A 21,982-nucleotide genomic window follows, 5' to 3' on the forward strand; every position below is an offset into this window, starting at 1 on the left:
AGACCCCTGTTTTTATTTTAATTCTCTTTTTAAAATTTTACCGATCATTGTTTTTGGCATTTCATCGCGGTATTCATAGAGCTTTGGTACTTTGTAGGCGGCAAGTTTTGTTCGGCAAAAGGCATCAAGCTCTTCATCTGTTACCTCTTTTCCTTCTTTTTTTACGATGAAGGCTTTTACTGTTTCGCCGCGGTATTCGTCACTGACGCCAATAACGGCCGCTTCTTTAACAGAAGGATGCTCATACAATACTTCTTCTACTTCACGCGGGAAAATATTAAAGCCGCCCGCAATAATCATGTCTTTCATCCGATCAACAATATAAAAATAGCCGTTTTCATCCATGTACCCCATATCGCCGGTAAAGAGCCAGCCATCTTTTAAAACTTGTTCTGTTTCTTCAGGCTTTCGCCAATAGCCCTGCATCACCTGCGGCCCAGAAATCAAAAGCTCCCCTACTTCTCCAACGCCTACTTCTTCCCCGGTTTCTGGATTGACAATTTTACTGATCGTATCAGGAAAAGGAATACCAATACTGCCATGCACACGCTGTCCCCAAATTGGATTTGCGTGACTGACAGATGAAACTTCCGTTAATCCGTAGCCTTCTACAAGCCTTCCCCCTGTGATCGATTCAAACTGCTGCTGCACTTCTAACGGAAGCGGTGCTGAGCCGCTTACACATGCTTCAACAGAACGAATATCATAGTTTTTAAGTTTCGGATCGCTTAAAAGGCCAATATACATCGTCGGTGCCCCAGGAAAAATCGTCGGCTTTTCTTTATCAATTACTTTTAACAGCTGCTCCACATCAAATTTAGGGACTAGAAGAATCGTGCCAATCAAAGAGACGGTTAAGTTTAAACAGACGGTCATTCCATAGACATGAAAAAGCGGCACAGCGGCAAGTGTTTTTTCTTTTCCTTCCTCGCCTTTATAGAACCAAGACTTACATTGAAGCGCATTTGCAATCAAATTTGCGTGAGTGAGCATCGAGCCTTTTGGTGTGCCGGTTGTGCCTCCTGTATATTGAATAACCGCTAAATCTGTTTTTGGATCAATCTCAGGGGTAACGGGTGTGCTTGAGGAAGCTTTCAGCCATTTAGGAAAGGAGAGAACATTTTCTTTGTAATAATCAATTTTCACATAGGGACCTTTTCGTTTTTGAACGATTGGATAAAGGAGATTTTTCGGAAACGGCAGGTAATCTTTAATACTTGTCGCAATAATATTTTCAAGCTGGGTTGTTTCAATCACTTTTTTTACTTTCGGATAAACAAGATCAAGACAAACAATTGTTTTCACTTCTGCATCGTTTAATTGATGCTCAAGCTCTCGTTCCACATACAGCGGATTTGTCATAACAGCGATGCCGCCAGCTAAAAGTACACCGTAATAGCAAATCACCATCTGCGGACAGTTCGGAAGCATAAGTGACACACGATCTCCTTTTTCTACGCCAAGCTTTTTAAACGCATTTGCGGCTTGATAAGCGGCTTTTAATGTTTCTTCATATGTCAGCCGCTTCCCAAGAAAATAGAGCGCTTCTTTTTTTGGGGCTTCTTTTGCCGCTCGTTTTAAAAGCTCAAACACAGGAATGTTCGGGTAATCAAGACTCTCTTTTATTTCTTCAGGATAATAAGAAAGCCAAGGATGTTCTGTCATAAGATGCACCCTCTTCCTATAAAGATGAGTTACTCATTTTTATGTTAAAACTATTCAAAAAATCCCTATTTTTCATATTATAAATTCCTATAAAAGTAGTTGTTTAAAAAGGAAGTAAGCAGAATCAGCTAGAAAACTAGTATAAAGGGGGCCTGATTTTGAAAGAACTTGTCGGCTGCTGTGTGTCATGCGGAAAAGAAATTTATTGTCAAAACGGGTTTTTGAATGGTGTCATCCGAGATGATCAATTACTGCAATGCTTTCCTTGTTACAATCAAAATGTGGAAGGAGCATAAACATGAATGTGTTAGATGCAATTCAAAAAAGACGGGAAATTACGCGCTTTAGTGAAAAGGAGATTCCAAAAGAAACGTTAGAAAGTGTTGTCGAAGCGGCCTTTTTAGCTCCATCCGGCAACCATTTACCATCTCGAGAGTTTATTGTGGTTACAAAACGAGACATGTTAGATCATCTTGCAGACGCTACACCTTTTGTGCCTTGGCTGAAAGAAGCAGCAGCAGCGATCGTCGTAACTGGACGGCCAACGGTTAGCAAATACTGGCTTCAGGATGCTTCGATTGCCGCAGGATATGTATGGCTGACAGCAGTAGATCTTGAATTAGGAGCTGCATTTGGAGCAATTTATCATGCTGAGGATCAGAGCGAATCAGAAAAACGGGAAAGCTTTGTTCGCAAGGCGTTAAACATTTCAGATGATCGAAAAGTGGTGGCGATTTTAGGGTTGGGTTATCCGGAGAAACAGCCCGATAAGAAAAAACAGTTTCCTCGCGAAGAGATTATTCATTATGAGAAATTTTCATAAATAAAAAAAGCAGAAGCTGGCATCTACCTACTTCTGCTTTTTCTGTGTAAAAATTAATTGTCGTAGGATTCATTGAACAAGCCTTGATGTACAAAGTAATCACCAGCTTAGTGAAATAAATCCTACGACAGTTACATGTTTGGTTGGGGGCAAAAATTTTTATTGGAATGGTAAGCTCCTTTTTAGGATCGGAGTAAGAAGCAAACGGCTTTCCCGCCAAGGCAAAGTATCTTTAAAGAACAAACTACTTTCAATAACAAGCAAACAAACGAGTACCGCTAACCCGCCTTCAATCACAAGTTGTTGGATAAATAAAAACAGCGGCTCCGGACCGTACACTGTTTTTGATAAATCAATATTGAGTGTAAACACATAAAAGGTACCAAATGTAAAATTACGCGCCCATTGTGACACATGATAAGTGCCGGCAGCTTTTTGAAGTGAATAGTTTTTAAGACGTGTAACTAGACGCCATACTTCGATTCCTTCAATTATCACAAACCATACAATCACCCAAACCCAGATAAAGAAAATAACGTGAGTACTAAAGACTCCCGACATAATCGAAGCAATTCCGGTAATGGACATCGCTCCATGAACAATACAGTTCGTATTTTTCCAATCCTCAGAAACGCTCCATCCTCTAAAAAAGCAATAACGCTTTATCATCAAAAAGAAGTTAAGAACATAAAAAATAATGCCTAAATAAAGCATCCCTCTGCTAACAGCTTGCAAGATTTGATTTTCAAATAAGGTACTGTAAAGGATAACAAGTGATTGCTTGCTGACCGTTGAGAGGAAAAGAACGCCGTGAATGCGCTCATAATACTTTGACTCAATAATCACTTTATAGCATTTAAGACAAAGAATGAAATAAAACAGCCACAATCCGCCATTTAACAATGAAATAAGCGAAATCACTTCTTTATAGACCGGAAACTGCTTTACGAGCACTAAACATAAAATCGACGTTCCAGCCACCCATGTTCCAACCGCAAAGCTTTGGACTGGATGAGTTAAATAACGCCTGCGAAACACTCCTTTAAAGGCCGCCTGCATAAAGGCTGCCACAAGAAGAGCCCAAGTCATGACAAGAAGAAAGTCAACCACATAGGCAGGGAGCTCCATTGAAAATGAAAAACGTGTTGTTGCTCCAATAAAGAAAATACCAACCGCCATAATTAATGCCCCGTAAGATGCATCAACACGATTTCCCCGAAACAGCGGCAGCTTCATTACGAACAGTACACCAAACAGCAGCATACAAACCATCACTCTCTGCAGCAAATTTCTCTCTCCTCTCTAATCGTATATTTTCTTACAAAACTTATCCTATGAACTTACTTGGTTTTAAGCTAAAGATAGATCTAAAATACTTCTTTTTAAACGATAAAACTATCATAACATATTTTTGTAGAAGGTAACTCTGCGAATGAACATTTTTATCGATTTTGCTTACGGGTGTCACTGCTCTCCTCATGCTATACTAAACATAAGAATAGAAGTATAAAAAGGTGGGATTACAAATGGGCTATATCGAGGAACTGCGAAGTGAAGTTGGCTCACGTCCGCTTATTTTAACAGCGGCTGCCGTGTTTATTTTAGATCAGAAAAATCGGATTTTACTGCAGCACCGCGGCGATACGAAAGACTGGGGCATACCTGGCGGGTTTATGGAGCTTGGTGAATCAATTGAAGAAGCGGCAAGACGTGAAGCACGTGAGGAAACAGGCTTTGAAGTTGGCGAATTAACATATGTTGATATTTATTCTGGTGAAGATTATTATTTCGTCTATCCAAATGGCGATCAAGTGTATAACGTGATTGTTGGATTTATGACACGTGAAGTAAAAGGAGAAATGGTCATCGATGAAGATGAGGTGCTTGATCTTCAATATTTTTCGTTCGATAACCTTCCAGAAAAAATGATTCCAACGAGTAAAAAAATGTTAGAGCGCTTTATCGAGAAGATGGAGTTTAGCGATGAAAATTAAAAAAGCAGTCATTTTAGCGGCAGGTCTTGGAACACGGATGATGCCAATGACAAAAGCGATTCCAAAAGCGATGCTTCCCGTTGTTGATCGACCGATTCTTGATTATATCGTCGATGAAGTACTCACATCGGGAATTGAGGAAATTGCGATCGTTGTTAATTACCGAAAAGAAGTAATCGAAAATCATTACAGCGATCACCCGAACATTACATTGATCGAACAGCCTGATGTAGGCGGTACAGCCTCAGCACTTCTTCAAACAAAAGCTTTTACAAATAAAGAGCCGTTTGCGCTTTGCTTAGGAGATGAAATTGTTAAAAGTGATGCGCCGTTTCTAAAGCAGCTAATGGATCATTTTATACATAACAATGCGGCAATGGTGACTGGAATTGAAGAAACAACACGTGAGAAAATTTCTGCTTACAATGCGTTAGAGGTGGAACAAATAGAAGCTTCTTCCCTCCTTAAAATTCATACTATTGTCGAAAAGCCAAAAGAAACACCGCCTTCTTTATATACATCAATTGGACGATATGTTGTGTCACCTATTATTTATGATTTGCTGGAAGGTGAAAAGCAGCCTGCTAATAGCAATGAGCTTATTTTAACCGATTACTTTGCGGAGCTTGCGAGAGAAAAAGATGTATATGGTGTGTTATTAAACGGAAAACGTTACGACATCGGCAGTAAAAAAGGCTGGCTTGAAGCGAACATCGAGTTAGGGGTCTGACCCCGCAAAAAGACATTTACCCGCTTTTGTCCATGTGAAAAGGACACATTTTTTTAAAAAGCGGTATAACCTCCCCTCTTTCACACATACTATAAAAAAATGCTGGGAGGAATTCCAATGAGTGATCCGAATAAGCGTTCCAATGAGGAGCCAACTGTTGCACCAGGAATGGATGATGGTGAAGAACTGAATGCAGAGGCAACAGAAGAGGAAATAAAACGAGGCGATTATACAATTGTTACCACGCTTTCATTTGATGAAGTCGATCCAAGTGATGACGCATAAGAATCTGTCTTATGCGTTTTTTCTTTTTGTTGAGACTGGGCGGTCTGTTCCTTCCCAATTAATTTCGCAATCACTACAGGAAGAATAAAATTAACAACCGCACCAGCTGGCACCGTTCCAAGCATACTTGTAACAAATTAAATAAACAAGTTTTTCATTCATAAAAAGTTTTCTCCTTTATAAGGGAGTCCTCTCCAAATGGACAAATATAGTGAAATGTCTTTTTGCGGGGTCTGACCCCTATACATACATCAATGGCACTGCATTACACACCATGCTTCTTCAAATCTTCTATTCTTTAAGTCTTCTGTTAGGATACAGAAGTAAAGCATGCCAACATCGCCCCACATCATTTCTAAGTTTTCTTCATCAGAATCAACTTGAAAAAGAAGCGTCCAGTCCTCTTCATTCTCACTCTTTTCAGCATATCCTCCGCATTCTTCAAATACTTCACCCTGCACGGCATGTGGATATCCTTCAATTTGATGTATCGTTCCTTCGTTAGGGAGAAGATCTGAAGACAGTTCATCATAACGGTCAAAATCATCATCGTCGTCAAAATCCATAAATGGTAAGCGATCAACAACTTCAAAGTTTATCTTACACTGCGGATACGTATGAATTCCTTGATCTCTTGGCTCTAACGCACTATTGTCGCCATTATAATAAATCACACGCCAGCCGTCTTTTTGTTCTTTCTCGCCCCAAACACCTTCTATCTCCTCATCTTCCCAATCATCATAATAAAAGAAATAAAGCATTCCTTCTTTTGGAATTTCGGTTTTGATATTGAGTTCAGCAATTTCTTTTAAGTTAAACTGTCCGATAAAATGAAGAGGTTTGCCTTTATACATTGGGTAGTCTTCTCCTTGTGGGAGATCAGGAACACCACCCATTTTTGAAGCACCAAGCGGTAAATGCTCGGCTCTTTCCGGCTTCACAGCAATACACGAAAATACTCCATCTAAAATATCATCTTTCACGTGTTCTAATCCATGCTTTTTAATAAGTGACTCAATATGACTTCCCATTCTTCCAGCTCCTTAAATAAATTGATCAAGTTCTTGTAAGCGTGAAATGACCGCTTTTGGTTTAATTCCATGCGCGTTATAAAATGAAACATCCTTCTGATAGCCGATAAACGGAATATTTGCCGCTGTCGCCGCTTTTCCATCAATCCACGAGTCGCCAACCATGAGCCACAAAATATTCGGAAACTTTTTTATGACGTATAGTAAGCCGGATGGAGATGGTTTTAACGCCTCCATTCCTTCACGGCCAATCACTTCATCAAAGAAATGAAAAATGTTATTTTCGATTAGTGCACGCTTTCCGGCTTCATAAGCATTATTCGTTACAACGGCAAGTTTTATATCCTGACTTTTTAACTGCTGAAGCATTGAAAGAGCACCGTCTTCTAAAACCGCTCCATTCATTCCTTCTGTTTCATGATGTGCTGCAATTTCCCACAGCTTCTCTTCTAGACTGGTCATCCCTTTTTCCCTTACAAGCTCAATAATTTGTCCTGATGTTAATGATTCATCAACTCCATTCGTAATGCCGTGCTTTTTTACGTATTCCGCTATGTCAGCGCGCATTTTTTTAAAGTTAATGTTTGACTGAAGCAGGGTATTGTCCATATCAAATAGTATTCCTCTTTCCATCATCATCTTCCTTTTTATGTTAAGATTTTTATAAACGGGGTCTGACCCCGCAAATGGACAAATCACCAAAAATGTCCATGTGAAAAGGACAATCTAAAGGAGGACCGATTCAATGAAATACAATTTTGATGAAGTAATTGATCGAACGAATACAAACTCTTTAAAATGGGATGGTTTGGAAAAACTTTATGGTGATAAAGAGCTGCTTCCACTGTGGGTAGCGGATATGGATTTTAAAGCACCACAGCCTGTTATTGATGCGATTAAAAAGCAGGCAGAACACGGTGTCTACGGGTATACGATTACAACTGATTCCTTCTATGAACCGCTCATAGCTTGGCTGAAAAAGCGGCACAACTGGGAAGTTGAAAAAGAGTGGCTAACGTTCAGTCCTGGTATTGTCCCGGCCTTAAGTGTTATTATCCGTGCTTTTAGTGATCCCGGTGATAAAATTATCGTGCAGACACCCGTCTACTATCCATTTTTTAAAGTAGCAAAGCAAAATGAGCGAGAAGTTATTGAAAATGAGCTTCACTTTGATGGTACTCATTATACGATGGATTTCGAGGATTTAGAAAGAAAAATGACACCAGACGTGAAGCTGCTTATTTTAAGCAATCCTCACAATCCGGTTGGACGAGTATGGACAAAAGAGGAGCTCATCAAACTCGGAGAAATTTGCAGAAAGCATAATGTGTTAATAATAAGCGATGAAATTCATTGCGACCTGATTCGAAAAGGCTATACGCATACACCGCTTGCTGCTATTTCTGAAGAGTTAAGAGATCATTCAATTACATGTTTAGCACCGAGTAAAACATTTAATCTCGCCGGCTTGTATGCTTCAACACTCGTTATTCCAAATCATGACCACCGCATGAAGTTTCAGCGGCTCTTACAAAACCAAGCAACAACCTCACCAAATACGTTTGCTGTTCCCGCCTTTGAAGCGGCCTACCGTGAAGGAGAAGAGTGGCTTGAACAGCTGCTCGATTATTTAGAAGATAACCTGACTTTCTTAAAAAACTTTGTAAACGAACGGATTCCAAATGTAGAAGTGGTGGAGCCAGAAGGAACATATTTGATTTGGCTTAATTTCAGAAAGCTTGGCCTAGACAGCCGGGAGCTAAAAAAGCTGATTCAAAAAGAAGCAAAAGTAGCTTTAAATGAGGGCTATACGTTCGGAAGTCCTGGGGAAGGGTTTGAGCGAATCAATATCGCCTGCCCAAGAAGTATTTTAGAAGAAGCTTTAGTACGCATTGAAAAAGCCATAAAAAAAATTGATTAAAAAACAAAACCTGTCCCCCTCAGATGGACATTTTAGCGTTTTTGTCTATTTGAGGGGTCAGACCCCGTTTTGAACACCAGCAATAAAAGCGGCAAAAAGAAACCGAATGTTAACGCATAAAACGGCCATGTTTCCATCACAAAACGGCCAGCATAGGCTTCATTTGGAAAAATAATAAGACCAAAAACAATAATAAGCATTCCAAGCGGCAGCGTAACAACGCGGTAATTGTTTATTCCAAGCATCTGCGAAAGAATTAGTGACAGCGCATAAAAGCAAATGGTTAGCTTAAAAAAAATCGTAATAAACCACATCATCGCCACAAACGATTCAATTCGTTCTAAAAAACCACCAATGCTTATTTTCTTTGCGAGCATATAACTTGGAAAATGGTTTCTTGCAGTTAAATCAACACCTAACACGAACAGAGCTGTCGTTGAAATGATAAGCAGCAAACTTCCTCCTGCCGCAGCGCCAATCAAGAAGCTTTTGTTTACTTTTTTTATTTCTTTTAATGAAGGAATAACCATTAAAAAGGCAGAAAGCTGCACAAATGGAATAACACTAAATAAAACAGCACCGCGAACGACAGGTGTTATGCCGTTTTCTAAAACAGGCTGTACTTTTTGAAAGTGAATATGCGGTGTCGTAAACACAACGATTAATAGAAAGAAAAGCATAATCCATGGAAAAAAAATTTCAGCAGTTCGGCCTAACACTTCGATTCCAAGCTTGGCTCCCATAATCGTGACAAGCGTAAAAGTAATATAGACCATTTGAATGGGTGTTCCTGCTAATACTTGGGTAGTCATAAAATTACCGATATCCCATAATAAACTTGAACTGATAATGAAAAAGAAAAAAAAGAAAAGCACGGCGATGATTTTTCCAAACCATTTGCCTAAAACAACTTCACTATACTGGACAATTGTCATTGTAGGATATTTTTTACCAAGCCTACTATAAAGCAGGACGTATAGTAAGCCAATGATAAGCCCGGCAATTCCAGCAAGCCATCCATCCTGCTTTGCTTCACCAGCCAAAAGAGACGGTACAAGTAGAATCGAGCTTCCAACTGTAAATGTAAAGACGAGTAACGCAAATTGCCGAGTGGATATTTTACCGCTCTTCAACATGTTTTCCACCTTTTTTTAGAGGGTTTTCTCCTTATTCTTCCCTTTCTTTCACACATATACTTTTAGTACAAAAATATCATTTCAATCATTGCTCCTTAGCAAACTTCTTCCTAACCTTATAAACAACTAACAATAAAATTGGCAAAACAAGGCCATATAAAGCAATATAAAAAGGCCATACTTCAAAATATTTAGTTGGAAATGCTTCTGTTGGGTATAAATGTAACGAAATCACAATCATGATAATTCCTAAAGGAAAAACGAGAGGCTTATAATCTTTTAATTCAAACACTTGCGCAAATCCAATGACGGCTGCATATATGTAAATCATGAGACGAAAGTAAATTGTTATTAACCAAATCGCAGCCATCGCCGCTTCAATACGAGTAATGAAATCACCAACATTAATTTTTTTCGCCAGTACATAACTTGGATAACGTTGGTTCGCTGTTAACTCTGGTCCGATTACTAAAACAGTAAGTAAAGTAACAATAAGCAGTACAGCTCCCCCAAGCAGCGTTCCAATAAAAAATCCTTTTTTCCCCTTCGCTCTATCCGTGACAGCCACAGGGAAAATCATTAAAAACAGTACAGGAGAAAACGTTAAAACACCTGTAAAAACAAGAGATGCTTTAATAAGCGTCTTTACTTCCATTTCAAAAACAGGTTGCAGATTTTCTATATTAATTTCCGGTGCTAAAAACAAGATTAAAATAAAAAACAGCAGCCCAAACCATACACAAAGAATTTCCGCCGCACGTGCTAACACTTCAATACCAAGCCGCAGTGCAAAAATAACAATAAGACCAAAAAAACTATTAAGCGCCCAAAGCGGCGTATTCTCTAGCATTTGTGTTGTCATAAATATGCCAACAATTGTTATGAGTTCTGAAGCTGTATGAAAGGCCATAAAAACGATTAGTAGTGAAATGAATTTCCCAAGCCATTTCCCTAAGATTTTTTCATTTTTTTCAATAAGCGTTAAGTTCGGATAGATACTGCCTACTGCATTATATAAAAGCACTAATAATAAGCTAACTCCAATCCCAATAAGAACTGCAATCCAGCCATCTTGTCCTGCTTCTGCGGCAAGTCCTGCCGGTGTAACTAAAATAGCTGTACCAACAGAATAAAGAAACACTAAAATCATGAATTGACGTGCCGATATTTTTTCTTGTCCTACTTTCATATCTTGCATCACACCTAACCAATACCTTCTTATTTCTATTTTTACCTTTTTATACAATAATACTCTTTCAAACCCCCTCTTCATCTACCATGAACCTCCCCTCCCTACCGCTTTGCGCTTGAGGAAGGGGACTTCTGGCTGAATTTCGTTAAAACTTACATCGCCTTAGAGTCCTTCTCAGATGAACACTTGTACATTTGAGGGGTCAGACCCCACCTAAAAAAAGAAGAGCCACCAATTGGCTCTTCTTCAGTCAGTTTGTTTTTCATCTTTTGCAGTTTCCTCTGTTGGCTGCTTTGTTTCTTCAGGCTTCTGGTTTTCTTGAGCTTTCACTTCTTCTTCCGATTTAGATTCTTGTTTCGGCTTTTCTTCTAGTTTAGACTTAGACTCTTGCTTTGGCTTTTCCTCTGGTTGTGGTTCTTCCTCTTCTTTCACTTCTTCTTGTTTTGGCTGCTCTTTCGGTTTTTCTTCAGTTTCTGGCTGTTCTTGTGACTCTTGTTCTTGTGGTTGTTCAGCAGGAGCTTCCTCTATTGGCTGCTCGCTTTTCTTTAGCTCCTCCTCTTTCACCTCAGGTTTTGTTTGTCTTTCTTTCACCACCTGTTCCTCCTGCTTCTGCTGTTCATCTTTTACAGGTTGTTTCGGCTCTTCTTGAACGGTTTCTGCCTGCTTTTCTCGTACTTCCTTTTGCTGTTCTGCTGTCTGAACTTCTTCTTGTAGTTGTGAAGAAGAGAGAACGAACTTACTCTCTTTTTTACTATTTTTCTTCTTAGCATCTAAAGTTGGAATGCGTTTTGGTGATGTGCCTTTTACATACAATTCTGTTACTTTTTGCGAAGCTGGTGTCGAACTGTTTGCCTGAAGCCCTGTTTTTTTATCAATTTCTACTGCCATAACAGAGCTCGGCTTTGTAAAGTCTGGTGTTTCAATGTTCTTTGACACATAAGCAATCACTTCTTTAAAAATTTCTTTTGACACATCATCATACTGTTCTTTAATATATGTTTCCTGTGTGGTTGCATCATAACCGCTCCAAACCGCTGCTGTATAACGTGTTGTAAAACCTGCAAACCAAACATCTGCTGTTCCTTTTCCTGAAATTCCTTCAGGCAGATTCGTTGTCCCTGTTTTGCCGGCCACAGGCAGTCCCTCAACAGCTGCTGCGCGGCCTGTTCCTTTCTCAACAACCGTTTTTAACAGATCTGTCATCATGTAAGCTGTATAATCGTGCATAGCCTGCACAGGTTCAGAACCATATTGTTCTTCTTTTCCATCTGGAAACACCACTTTTTTTACTGCATACGGTTCTTGATACATTCCTCTATTCCCAAAGGCCGCATAAGCGCCGGCAAGATCAAGCGGTGATAATCCATGCTTAAAACCGCCAATCGCATAAGAAGGATAAATTTCATCAAGTTTAAGTCCAACCTTTTCTGCAAATGCTTTTGCTTTTTCCGGACCAACTTCAAGGTAAGCTTTCACAGCCGGAATGTTGTAAGATTGTCTTAATGATTCACTCATATCAATATAACCGTGATATTCTTCATCCCAGTTTTGAATTTCTTTGCCGTATATTTCAACCTTCTCATCTAAAAACTGTTCATAAGTTGACCATTTAAAATGCTCAATCCCAGGCCCATACGCTAAAATTGGTTTAACAGTAGAACCAGGCTGACGCTTATTATCAAGTGCGTAATTCCAGCCTTTTGCTACTTTTTCCTCGCCATTTCTGCGGCTGCCAATCGCACGGATTTCCCCTGTTTGTGTATCCATCAGCACAATCCCTGAACGAAGCTGTTCATCTTGATAGGTGACATATTCATCTGTTGAAAGCACCTTTTCAACATGTGTTTGCGCATCCTGATCTAATGTTGTATAAATTTTTAAGCCGCCATTGTAAATCACTGTTTCACTAATTCCTTTGTCCACTAGTTCTTTAACAACTTTATCAATAAAGGCATCATACTGGCTTTCATTCTGTTTCTTTATGTAGAGCATCTCTTCAACAGGAATACGTTTCGCTTCTTTATCCTCTTCTTCTGTAATCACTTCATGCTTTTTCATTAACGCAAGCACAGTATTCCGGCGCTCTTCTGCCACTTTTGGATAATTGTATGGATTATAGCCGCTTGGCCGCTGAGGCAGACCTGCAAGAAGTGCGATTTCTGCTGTTGTTAATTGGTGGAGTGATTTATTAAAATACGTATCCGCTGCTGCTGCAACACCATATGCACCTTCACCAAAATAAATGTTGTTTAAATACATTTCTAAAATTTCGTTTTTCGAATAATTTTCTTCAAGTTTAACGGCAAGATAAGCTTCATTAATTTTGCGCTCGAGTGTTTTTTCAGAGCTTAGCAATGAATTTTTTACAACCTGCTGTGTAATTGTACTAGCCCCTTCAGAGCCGAAGCCATTTTTAATATTAGCTAATACAGCGCCGGCAATCCGTTTTATATCAATGCCGGCATGGTCATAAAAACGGATATCTTCAACCGCAATAAATGCTCTCTGCACATTTTTTGGAATATCCTCAATTGCCGTATATTTTCGGTACTCTTTGCCCACTAAATAACGAACTTCCTTGTTGTCCTTATCATAAATAACAGATGATTTCGGTTCTTGCAGAAGCTCCGTATTTAGCTCCGGGGCATCTTTAAGATACGCATAAGCAGAAACAGCTCCTGTAATGACCGTCATGTTAAAAACAATTAATAATGCAACAAGCGTCATAATCAAAAATTGTTTCATTTTCTTATCCTTTTTCTCCTTTACATTACGATTAGGTTTATTTAATACATGTTTAAAAGGCATCATCATAGGTCCTCTCTTTGTTTCTAAAAAAAGGATCCACACCCTCTTTCAATGAGGTTATGTGGTCACGAAAACAGGATCTTCAATCACACCGACAATTTCAAAAGATTTCGGAGACAATTTTTCAACCGGCTCTTTTTCTTCACAACTTGGACAAGAAAGCAAATAGCTTTTTTTGGAGCGTTCTGCTGCTAACTGATAGCGAAACTCTTCTTCACAGCTTTTGCATTTGTAAATATGCGGCTCCCAAATCGTTCCAACACAGTCAAAGCGTACGCGTTCTTTTCCTTTAATCATCATGAACAAATTCCCCTTTCCTTTTTCGCTTATATTGGTGTAGTTGTAATTCCCATGTTTTAAAAAACTAAACATGTTTAATTTTCTTTTTTTAGGTTAATAGAATAGTAAACTATCTCACCTATTGAGGAGGCGTTTTAGATGAAAAAAGATTTAAGTCAGCAGTTTAAAGAAATGAAAAACGAGGCAAAGGCGGAATGGAATCGCCATACTGATCACAACAAACAAGATCATAAAAAAGAAGAAGCAAAGGGGAATTTTGAGCAGGTAAAAGGAAAAGCGAAAGAAAAATACGGCGAGCTTACAAATGACCCTGAAAAGAAAATGGAAGGACGCGAAGAAAAAGCGCGCGGAGAAGCACGGGAAACAATCAGTGAAATGAAAAAAGATCGTTATTAATTTTGATGAATAAAAGCTGACTCTATACAACTTAGAGTCAGCTCTATTTATGTATCATTTCACCTTTATTTGTGGACATCATGTTGATTTTGAAAAATGTTTAAGGTGAATGCATATACATACAAAAACCTAAGCTGTTCGCTTAGGTTTTTCAATCGATTATTCTGCTGCTGTTGGTTCTAATAGTTTCACAGGTAAATAGCCGGTCGTACCATCTGAGGCTTCAACGTGGGCTCTTAATGAGACGCGGTCCATCACCATGACTTCTGTTCCTTTTTTCATTAACACCACATCATTATTTGTTTTCATTTCCTCGATACCGTCATAATCATTTGTTTCAATATAGTCAAACATTTCATCATATGTTTCTTCCGTTACTGCTGCATAGGCATCTTCTGTAACAACAGCACTTTCTCCTTCACCAATAAGAGCGGCATCAATTTCTTCCTCTGCTTTTTGAAGCTCTTCATCCATGCCGGCGATTACTTCTTCTGTTGACTGTTCGATGTCATTTGCAAAGTCTTCGGCCGCTTCTTCTGTTTCTTCAAGAGCGTCACCGATCTCTTCTGCTGCTTGTTCTCCTTCATTTTCAATCGTATCAACAGCCTCTTCGCCATCTTGTGATACATCTTCTGCTTCACTGCACCCTGCAAGTGCACTGACAATTAATAGGGATGTTAAAAATCGTTTCATACAAAAAGCCTCCTTCGTTAATGTATTAGTAAATCATTAACCGGAAAGGCTTTCGATTAAACATTTTTCTCATACAAAAGAACCATTATCCGCTTGATAACAGTCCTTCTAACAGTCTATATTGCTTCTACTTTATTTGTGGAAACTCTAGTTATATGTCGAATCGTTATGATCAATCTACTAATTAATGAACTCGTACATAATCTTCGTTTTCTTCGTCAGAATAGAGCCAATGGTAGTATTCAACTTCCGCATCCGTCATTCTCATAATTTTGTCCGGGCTGATCGTTGTTTTGCTGTACAAAAATTCAACCATATAACTTCTTTCCTGCTGGCTCATATGAAATCCTCCCTGCTCCTTTTCTTGAGCATTTGGTTTTTGTAATCGCTTTCATATAGTTATTGTATGAGGTTTTCTAGTAAAACTCCAATATCAATAATGGTTTGATTGCGAGCAATTGATATAGTTTTTGGATGAAATAAAAAATAGGAGTTTATAAACAAAAAGGAGCGGGTACTACTTATACTAAGCTAAACTTTTTTCACAAACTTCCTCCCCTATCTCTATATAACTTAGAAAAGGTACCCCGCCTTTTCTCTTTTTTTTCCTATACCCATGATAAAAGACCTATTTTTCATTTATTAACTCAAATTTACATAATCTTCATATTCCCTAAACAATTGCATGATATCTTAAATCTTGTACGAAAGAAAAATCCAAAAGCGAGGCGATAATATGAAACGCAAGCTATTATGGAAAATCTCAGCATCACTTCTAGCAGCAATGCTTCTTACTGCATGTAACACAGAAGAAGAACCAACAGAAGAAGAAACAGGAACAGAGCAAACAGAAGAAACAGAAACAGCAGAATAACAACCACGCTCACATGTTTCGCTGAGCACTCGTACACTACATCTTTGAGTCTGCTTACTTGTCCATGTGTACTTAACCTCCACCCAGATTGCTGGAAATCCCAGCGCACAAAAAAGGGGCGTCTCATTAGGGTCTGACCCTATGCTTTTGAGACACCCCTTTTTTATATTTTAGGCAATAAAAGTTAGTAAGGCTGTAATCGTTAAAATACTGAGCACTGTCGTAACAAGCGTGATGCTTGATACCAGCTCTGGCTCTGTCTCAAACTGAACCGCATACATAGTTGTCGTAGCGGCAGTTGGCATCGCTGCTGAAACAATTAACACTTTTTCGAGAAGCGGATCCATTGGAAGAATCATAATAATTAAAGCCGCGATCACCGGTGATAAAAACAGCCTCATGATCGATGCATATGTAATTTTTCCAAATTCAAGGTTTGTTAATGTAATTTGGGCAAGCTGCATCCCTAATACAAGCATCACAACTGGAATCGCTGCTTCTGCAACGAGATCAACCGCTGAAAACACATTAGCAGGCGCTTCTATGTTGAAAAACTGCATAAAAAGGGCCATAATCACCGCATACGTTGCCGGCATTTTAAATACGGTTAAAAGAGCAAGCTTAAATCCGGCAGAACCTCTTGCAGCATAGTACACACCAAAAAAGTTCATAATCACAGATTGAAGCACCATAAAGCTAATTGAATACGCAAATCCAACTTCACCAAACGCAAATAAAATAATGGGTGCCCCGTAATTTCCGGAATTCATAAAAGCTGTTGATAACACAAGAGCATTTTCAACCGAAGAAGAATAGCCGCGCACGATACAATATAGTTTATTTAACAAAATAATTGCAAACAACAAAGCAAGTGCAAACAAGACCATTTTCATATACTGTGCATCAAGGTTGGCATGATAAAACGTTCGAAATACAAGGCATGGACTTAACACATAAATCGCAACAGTTGATACAGAACGAATATCAAGACGCTTCCACTTTTGAATAAAAAATCCTGCCGCAAAGATTAAAAAAACAGGCAGCACCACATTAATAAAAATTTCCATTTCTCTTCTCCCCACCCTATCCATGAAAACACGTTAATCTCTACAATCTATCATATCATAAACAACTAATTTAATAGGGTTTATAAACTTTTTAACCAAAAAAGGGGTGTCTCAAAAACATAGAGTCAGACCCTCCCCGCCTCATATATAGTATACGTGTTATAAAACGGATCTATATCTTGTATGAGGTTGTGGGGGGGCAGACCCTAATGAGACACCCCCTTTTCTTTTATTAAAGCCGATCATCTTCCACTAAATCATAATAATTGTCATACGTATGCTGCTTTACTTCGCCATCTTCCCATGCAATTAAGACGATCCCTAATTCATTTTCAAGCGCCTTTAACCGCGCATGTTCCTCTTCGTTTAAATCAGCTAAATGAAACTTATCCATTTTCTCACCTTCCATCTTTAAAGAATCGTTTTTAGTTTGTATCAAGAAAAGAAGATCATTCAATGGAATTAAAAAAGCTTAAAGCAATAAATGCTTTAAGCGCTGACTTGCCATTCTTCTTTTGTTTCTTTCCGCTTTATGAGCTGACTTCTAACAAAGAGTCCAATCATTAACAGAGACTGCAATAAAATAATGACCGCATCCCAAAACCAATAACTGCTCATTGAAGCCGTTAAATGGGGCAGTGTTTTTGTATACGTGTAAACCATTTGTGGAATCATATAAAACGTAAACAAAGCGAGCGATAATCCAATGCCAACTAAATAGAAAAAAGCATATAATCGAATGACACGCTCTTCTCCCTCAAAAGAAGCTGCATCACGTTCAGCTCGAATAAACGGAAAGTATTGCTGCAAATAGCGTTTGCTGTTTTCCATTAAATTATAACAGCCCGTCATATTCTCAATTACATAATAAAGATCTGTTTTCATATAAAAGCAGCATTGGTAGACAACTTTGATCACAATATCAAAAACAATAAGCGCACTTAGCGCATGCAGGATAGCTGGTGCGTCGGGAAAGGCGGCTTGCACAAAGAGCGCCCCAAATAGAAGCACCATATCAAAGCACAGTCCCGCAAGATACGGCATGTTCCGCTCACTTCTCTTCAGCTTCCAAACATCGTTCATTTCTGTTTCAAATACCACGAGAAACAAACGATTGCTTATTCCAAGTCTCGCTGGAAAATTGTATGATCGGACTGCTAAAAGATGACCAAGCTCATGGTGAAGAACAATGATAAGTGACACACCCATCCATAACAGCAAATTAAATGTCATATGCTCAAATACGAAAAGATCACGGTAATGCGGAAAAAGATTAGGATTATAAATCATAAGACCAATACTGCTTATAAAAAGAAAAAAATAGAAAACACGCATCGCTTTTGAAAAAAAGAATTTTCCTATTGAGGACGGAAGCCAGTTGAAGCCTGTTTGCCTCGTAACATTCTTCTTTCTTTCAACAGCTTGTCCATCGATTTCTCTTATTAATTTGAGCTCGATCAGCTGTTCGGTAAACGCAATCATATCAATGTCTTCTTCAGGATATTTGGAAGACAACTTTTCTTCAATTTCCCCTAACGATTGATTGCTGTTTAATAAACGGATCGCATCAATACTGCATGCATTCATTTGAAAATAATCATTGCTTTGTGGATCTTCGACGATAAATTCCTTGTTGTCCTCATGAATAATAAGTTTCACTAATTTCACTTTACTTGTTAGTGTTATTTTCATTCATATCCACCTTTTTTTATTTTAAAAAGGATGCTTATTCAGCAGCATCCTCTATCATTACAGTATTATTATTCACCCAGCCAAATGCACCACCAACAAGTTGTTTTTACCTTTTTCAACTTACGGATTTTCATGAATTTTCCTTCTTTCATTATTAGTTTACTTCATCGCTTTTTACAATTTTAACCCATTGAAGATAAACACTTTTAAACACTTCCACTAATTGCGGATCAAACTGTGTGCCGCTGCCTTCAACAATCCGTTCATATGCTGTTTGTGAAGGTAGTGCTGATCGATAAGAACGGGAGGTAGTCATTGCATCAAAAGCATCGGCAATCGCGGCAATTCTAGCTGTATAAGGAATCGCCTCTCCCCTTAAACCATCAGGATATCCACTTCCATCCCAACGTTCATGGTGGAAACGCACCACATCCACACACCATTCAAGTCCATCCATAGCTTTTACAGCCTTACCGCCAACAGTGGGATGTGTTTTAATAATTTCAAATTCTTCATCTGTTAAACGACCTGGCTTCATTAAAATAGTGTCTGGAATATTTACTTTTCCAATATCATGAAGCAAACAAGCATAGTTAAATGATTGTAACTCCTCCTTTGTAAAACGCCCTGTCTTTTCCGCCAGTATTAACGAATAATTTGCCACCCGCTGACTATGCCCCCTTGTATAAGGGTCTTTAAGCTCTAATGATGTAATAATCCCTGATACAATGCCTTCAATTTGCTTAGAGTAAGACTGCTCGACTGCTTTTACATAACCTTGAAATCTATTTAATAAAATATAAGCAAAAACTCCAAAAAACAGAAGAAGGATAATAGGAAAAAAAGATCGTGTATCCCCAATGATCAACCCTACGATAAGATATTTAGAAATAATACTTGTCAATACCACTAAAAAAAAGCGTTTATTCACAAAGATTGGAGAGAATAAAATAATAAACAACTCTACAATATTTCCAGCTTGATAGATTTCATCTGACTGAAAATAAATAAGAAGCTCATTTATAATATTAATCATTACAAACGTTAATATATAAATGTATTTAACTAAGTGAGAACGATTTATTTTCACTAAATAAACTGCAAAAGGAATAAGTGCAAATTCAACTGCATACATCCACAAACCTAAACTTTGCTCCGGAAAGCCAATTTTCCGATCAGGATAAACAAACTTTGGAAGAATATAATAATAAAAGGTATCATAGCTAATGCTAATAATATAAAACAAAGTAATAAATAGTTTTACTGTACGCTGCTCTTCACTATTAAGTGCAGCTCGTTTTAGGTTTTCCCCCATAGACTCCCTCTCAATTCCTGTCTTATTCTTATTATATATAAATATTTCGTCTGTGTAACCTACTTATCTATTTTACACTATACGAACGAAACTTTTTTTACTAATTAAAAGGATTTTTATTGGATTTTATCCTATTTATTGATAAGATAATTTCTTCTTATATCCTTTTTTAAAATATAAGAAATACGTTTATTGTATTTAAAAGAAGATAGTAGTAAAGTTAATCTGTATGGCCAATTAATAGAATATAGAGAGGAAATTTTATGAAAGAAAATGCGACAGCAAAATCACTGGTAAAAGAAGAAAACCGCTCCCTAAAGTTTTTTTTAATTTTATTTTACGTAATAAGTATTGGTTATGATGCCTTTTACTATTATTTTACGCCGTTATACATTAATCCATCATATAAAATAGGCTATCCTGAAAAAGGACATTTAGGTATTTGGACACACATTATCCAGTTTGCTATTCTACCACTTGCATTTTATTTAGTAAAAAACCATAAAATATTTTCTATTAAATACTTATACTTCTACACATACCTTATACTTAGTACTATAAATGATATGCTTAATTTTTATTACAGCGGAGCTTTTGAAAATGGAAATATTGTTGAACTTATCATTATTCTATTTTCACCTATCTTTGTTAACAAACATTTCTTTTGGACCGTATCAATTGGAATAATAGGTAAGTATGGAATAGAAGGTTTAGTTATTCAAGATACAACTGTTCTTATCCCTATTATTATCCTTTCTACCCTTAGTGCTGCTGCTTATATTTTACTTTCTAGGTTTCACAGCTACACGCTTACTATTAGTGAAAGCGAAAAACAACTGCGCACTTTGATGAACGCCCTTCCAGACAGCGTTGTTTTAAAAGATGAAGCGGGTCATTGGGTGGAGGCAAATAAAAAAACAATAGAGTTTTTCTCGATTGACAGTCATTTTTACAAAGGAAAAACTGATCAAGAGCTTGCGGAAAACTCCTTTCATTACAAGTCCATTTTTGAAAATGCTGAACATACAGATCATTTACTAGGACATGACAAGCTTGAAGTAACCTTTGAAAAAACAGTAATGGATATGGAAGGCACTGAACAAACATATGAAATAACGACAGTGCCGATGTTTAAAGAAGATGGACAGCGTAAAGGGACGATTGTAGTAACACGCGATATAACCGAGCGAAAGAAGACAGAGGAACTGCTCGTACAGTCAGAAAAACTGTCAGCTGTAGGAGAGCTTGCGGCAGGACTGTCACATGAAATTAAAAACCCCCTCACTTCATTAAAAGGGTTTACACAAATGATGAAAGCGAAAGCAGTTGGAGATGATGTTTTTCATTTATCGATTATGGAATCTGAGCTTGAACGCATTCAATCAATTGTCAATGAATTTCTTATGCTGGCAAAACCGCAAAAAACAAATTATCAAGAAAACAATCTTGAAGAGCTGTTTCAGCACGTTATTTTTTTATTAAAAACACAGGCATCTTCTCAAAATATTACAATTAACTATGAACAAGATGAAACAGTTTCACCTGTTCACTGTGATGGTAATCAATTAAAGCAGGTGTTTATTAATATTATTAAAAATGCGACAGAAGCGATGCCAAATGGTGGAAACATTGATATTTCGATAAAGAAAAGAGAGGACCATACGTTAATTCGGATAAAAGATGATGGCACTGGGATTCCACAAGATGTGCTTTCAAAATTAGGCGAACCGTTTTATACGACAAAGGAAACGGGTACTGGTCTTGGGCTGATGATTTGTTTTCGAATTATTGAACAGCATAACGGCAACATTTCGATCGAAAGTGAAGAAGGAAATGGGACAACGTTTGAGATTGAACTGCCGGTTATGTAGAAAAATCAAAACCACCAGTGTGAACTGGTGGTTTGCTCTGCGGCTGAAAGCCTCTGTTACCGGCCTGGGCCTAAAAGGCCCGCTGAAAGGGTTTCCCTTCTGCACCACATTCACTCACTAATTCTAAAGAATTTCTTTATTTCTTCCGATTTTTCTCTCCCATAAATGGGTCATATTCTTCGAACAATG

23 protein-coding genes are annotated in these 21,982 nt (G+C 38.0%); 9 read left to right on the plus strand and 14 right to left on the minus strand.

Going from position 1 to position 21,982, the window contains the following annotated elements; translation table 11 throughout:
- Window positions 1-12: 12 nt before the first annotated feature.
- Complete coding sequence (locus tag DS031_RS18315) at window positions 13-1,665, minus strand: AMP-binding protein (RefSeq protein WP_113807507.1); 1,653 nt, start codon at window positions 1,663-1,665, stop codon at window positions 13-15.
- Between the two features lie 158 nt (window positions 1,666-1,823).
- On the opposite strand from DS031_RS18315, the gene DS031_RS23835 reads away from it, so the two are divergent.
- Together DS031_RS23835 and DS031_RS18320 are read left to right on the plus strand one after the other, a co-directional pair.
- Window positions 1,824-1,961: a hypothetical protein gene (locus DS031_RS23835; RefSeq protein WP_181833229.1), complete on the plus strand. Its 138-nt coding sequence runs from the start codon at window positions 1,824-1,826 to the stop codon at window positions 1,959-1,961.
- A gap of 2 nt (window positions 1,962-1,963) precedes the next feature.
- A complete protein-coding gene (locus DS031_RS18320; protein ID WP_113807508.1) occupies window positions 1,964-2,488 on the plus strand; it encodes a nitroreductase family protein in 525 nt (174 codons plus the stop codon).
- 159 nt (window positions 2,489-2,647) lie between these two features.
- Here the strand turns inward: DS031_RS18320 and DS031_RS18325 are convergent, their stop codons facing one another.
- Window positions 2,648-3,775: an SLAC1 family transporter gene (locus DS031_RS18325; protein WP_113807509.1), complete on the minus strand. Its 1,128-nt coding sequence runs from the start codon at window positions 3,773-3,775 to the stop codon at window positions 2,648-2,650.
- 239 nt (window positions 3,776-4,014) lie between these two features.
- Between DS031_RS18325 and DS031_RS18330 the strand changes: the two genes are divergently transcribed.
- The 3 genes from DS031_RS18330 to DS031_RS23840 all read left to right on the plus strand — a co-directional run bounded on the left by DS031_RS18330 (window position 4,015) and on the right by DS031_RS23840 (window position 5,497).
- Window positions 4,015-4,482 (plus strand): NUDIX hydrolase, encoded by a 468-nt coding sequence (locus DS031_RS18330; RefSeq protein ID WP_113807510.1) that lies wholly within the window; start codon window positions 4,015-4,017, stop codon window positions 4,480-4,482.
- Window positions 4,472-5,212 carry a UTP--glucose-1-phosphate uridylyltransferase gene (locus DS031_RS18335; protein WP_113807511.1) on the plus strand — a complete coding sequence of 247 codons (741 nt, stop codon included), beginning with the start codon at window positions 4,472-4,474 and terminating at the stop codon, window positions 5,210-5,212. Before DS031_RS18330 ends, DS031_RS18335 begins: the two co-directional genes overlap by 11 nt.
- Before the next feature lie 117 nt (window positions 5,213-5,329).
- The gene (locus tag DS031_RS23840) at window positions 5,330-5,497 is read left to right on the plus strand and encodes a hypothetical protein (RefSeq protein ID WP_181833230.1); all 168 of its coding nucleotides are present in this window, start codon (window positions 5,330-5,332) and stop codon (window positions 5,495-5,497) included.
- A gap of 251 nt (window positions 5,498-5,748) precedes the next feature.
- Here DS031_RS23840 and DS031_RS18340 read toward each other — a convergent pair whose 3' ends face one another.
- On the minus strand, window positions 5,749-6,528 hold the full coding sequence (locus tag DS031_RS18340; protein WP_113807512.1) for a YwqG family protein: 780 nt from the start codon (window positions 6,526-6,528) through the stop codon (window positions 5,749-5,751).
- Window positions 6,529-6,540: 12 nt separating this feature from the next.
- Window positions 6,541-7,161, minus strand: coding sequence for an HAD family hydrolase (locus DS031_RS18345; RefSeq protein WP_181833231.1), 621 nt, complete (start codon window positions 7,159-7,161; stop codon window positions 6,541-6,543).
- 112 nt (window positions 7,162-7,273) lie between these two features.
- Between DS031_RS18345 and DS031_RS18350 the strand changes: the two genes are divergently transcribed.
- A complete protein-coding gene (locus DS031_RS18350; protein ID WP_113807514.1) occupies window positions 7,274-8,449 on the plus strand; it encodes a MalY/PatB family protein in 1,176 nt (391 codons plus the stop codon).
- A gap of 32 nt (window positions 8,450-8,481) precedes the next feature.
- Here DS031_RS18350 and DS031_RS18355 read toward each other — a convergent pair whose 3' ends face one another.
- The 4 genes from DS031_RS18355 to DS031_RS18370 all read right to left on the minus strand — a co-directional run bounded on the left by DS031_RS18355 (window position 8,482) and on the right by DS031_RS18370 (window position 13,885).
- A complete protein-coding gene (locus DS031_RS18355) occupies window positions 8,482-9,582 on the minus strand; it encodes a GerAB/ArcD/ProY family transporter (protein ID WP_181833232.1) in 1,101 nt (366 codons plus the stop codon).
- Window positions 9,583-9,670: 88 nt separating this feature from the next.
- Window positions 9,671-10,858, minus strand: a complete 1,188-nt coding sequence (locus tag DS031_RS18360; RefSeq protein WP_113807516.1) for a GerAB/ArcD/ProY family transporter — start codon at window positions 10,856-10,858, stop codon at window positions 9,671-9,673.
- A gap of 165 nt (window positions 10,859-11,023) precedes the next feature.
- Window positions 11,024-13,588, minus strand: coding sequence for a PBP1A family penicillin-binding protein (locus DS031_RS18365; RefSeq protein WP_181833233.1), 2,565 nt, complete (start codon window positions 13,586-13,588; stop codon window positions 11,024-11,026).
- Window positions 13,589-13,642: 54 nt separating this feature from the next.
- The gene (locus tag DS031_RS18370; RefSeq protein WP_113807518.1) at window positions 13,643-13,885 is read right to left on the minus strand and encodes a hypothetical protein; all 243 of its coding nucleotides are present in this window, start codon (window positions 13,883-13,885) and stop codon (window positions 13,643-13,645) included.
- Window positions 13,886-14,023: 138 nt separating this feature from the next.
- Between DS031_RS18370 and DS031_RS18375 the strand changes: the two genes are divergently transcribed.
- A complete protein-coding gene (locus tag DS031_RS18375; RefSeq protein ID WP_113807519.1) occupies window positions 14,024-14,281 on the plus strand; it encodes a CsbD family protein in 258 nt (85 codons plus the stop codon).
- A 159-nt stretch (window positions 14,282-14,440) separates the two neighbouring features.
- Here DS031_RS18375 and DS031_RS18380 read toward each other — a convergent pair whose 3' ends face one another.
- Together DS031_RS18380 and DS031_RS18385 are read right to left on the minus strand one after the other, a co-directional pair.
- Complete coding sequence (locus tag DS031_RS18380; protein WP_113807520.1) at window positions 14,441-14,974, minus strand: hypothetical protein; 534 nt, start codon at window positions 14,972-14,974, stop codon at window positions 14,441-14,443.
- Between the two features lie 184 nt (window positions 14,975-15,158).
- Entirely contained in the window at window positions 15,159-15,314 is a 156-nt protein-coding gene (locus tag DS031_RS18385; RefSeq protein WP_113807521.1) for a BH0509 family protein, read from the minus strand.
- A gap of 396 nt (window positions 15,315-15,710) precedes the next feature.
- Between DS031_RS18385 and DS031_RS23845 the strand changes: the two genes are divergently transcribed.
- On the plus strand, window positions 15,711-15,848 hold the full coding sequence (locus DS031_RS23845) for a hypothetical protein (protein ID WP_181833234.1): 138 nt from the start codon (window positions 15,711-15,713) through the stop codon (window positions 15,846-15,848).
- 170 nt (window positions 15,849-16,018) lie between these two features.
- Here DS031_RS23845 and DS031_RS18390 read toward each other — a convergent pair whose 3' ends face one another.
- The 4 genes from DS031_RS18390 to DS031_RS18400 all read right to left on the minus strand — a co-directional run bounded on the left by DS031_RS18390 (window position 16,019) and on the right by DS031_RS18400 (window position 19,922).
- Entirely contained in the window at window positions 16,019-16,915 is an 897-nt protein-coding gene (locus DS031_RS18390) for an AEC family transporter (protein WP_113807522.1), read from the minus strand.
- A gap of 232 nt (window positions 16,916-17,147) precedes the next feature.
- Window positions 17,148-17,309 (minus strand): hypothetical protein, encoded by a 162-nt coding sequence (locus DS031_RS23850; protein WP_181833235.1) that lies wholly within the window; start codon window positions 17,307-17,309, stop codon window positions 17,148-17,150.
- Window positions 17,310-17,404: 95 nt separating this feature from the next.
- Complete coding sequence (locus DS031_RS18395) at window positions 17,405-18,607, minus strand: PqqD family protein (RefSeq protein WP_113807523.1); 1,203 nt, start codon at window positions 18,605-18,607, stop codon at window positions 17,405-17,407.
- Between the two features lie 154 nt (window positions 18,608-18,761).
- Window positions 18,762-19,922 (minus strand): HD-GYP domain-containing protein, encoded by a 1,161-nt coding sequence (locus DS031_RS18400; RefSeq protein ID WP_113807524.1) that lies wholly within the window; start codon window positions 19,920-19,922, stop codon window positions 18,762-18,764.
- A gap of 263 nt (window positions 19,923-20,185) precedes the next feature.
- Here DS031_RS18400 and DS031_RS18405 point away from each other — a divergent pair, with 263 nt between their 5' ends.
- A complete protein-coding gene (locus DS031_RS18405; protein WP_113807525.1) occupies window positions 20,186-21,793 on the plus strand; it encodes an ATP-binding protein in 1,608 nt (535 codons plus the stop codon).
- The last annotated feature ends 189 nt before the right edge of the window (window positions 21,794-21,982 follow it).

The sequence above is a fragment of the Bacillus taeanensis genome, from assembly GCF_003318295.1.
Lineage (GTDB): Bacteria > Bacillota > Bacilli > Bacillales > UBA6769 > Maribacillus > Maribacillus taeanensis.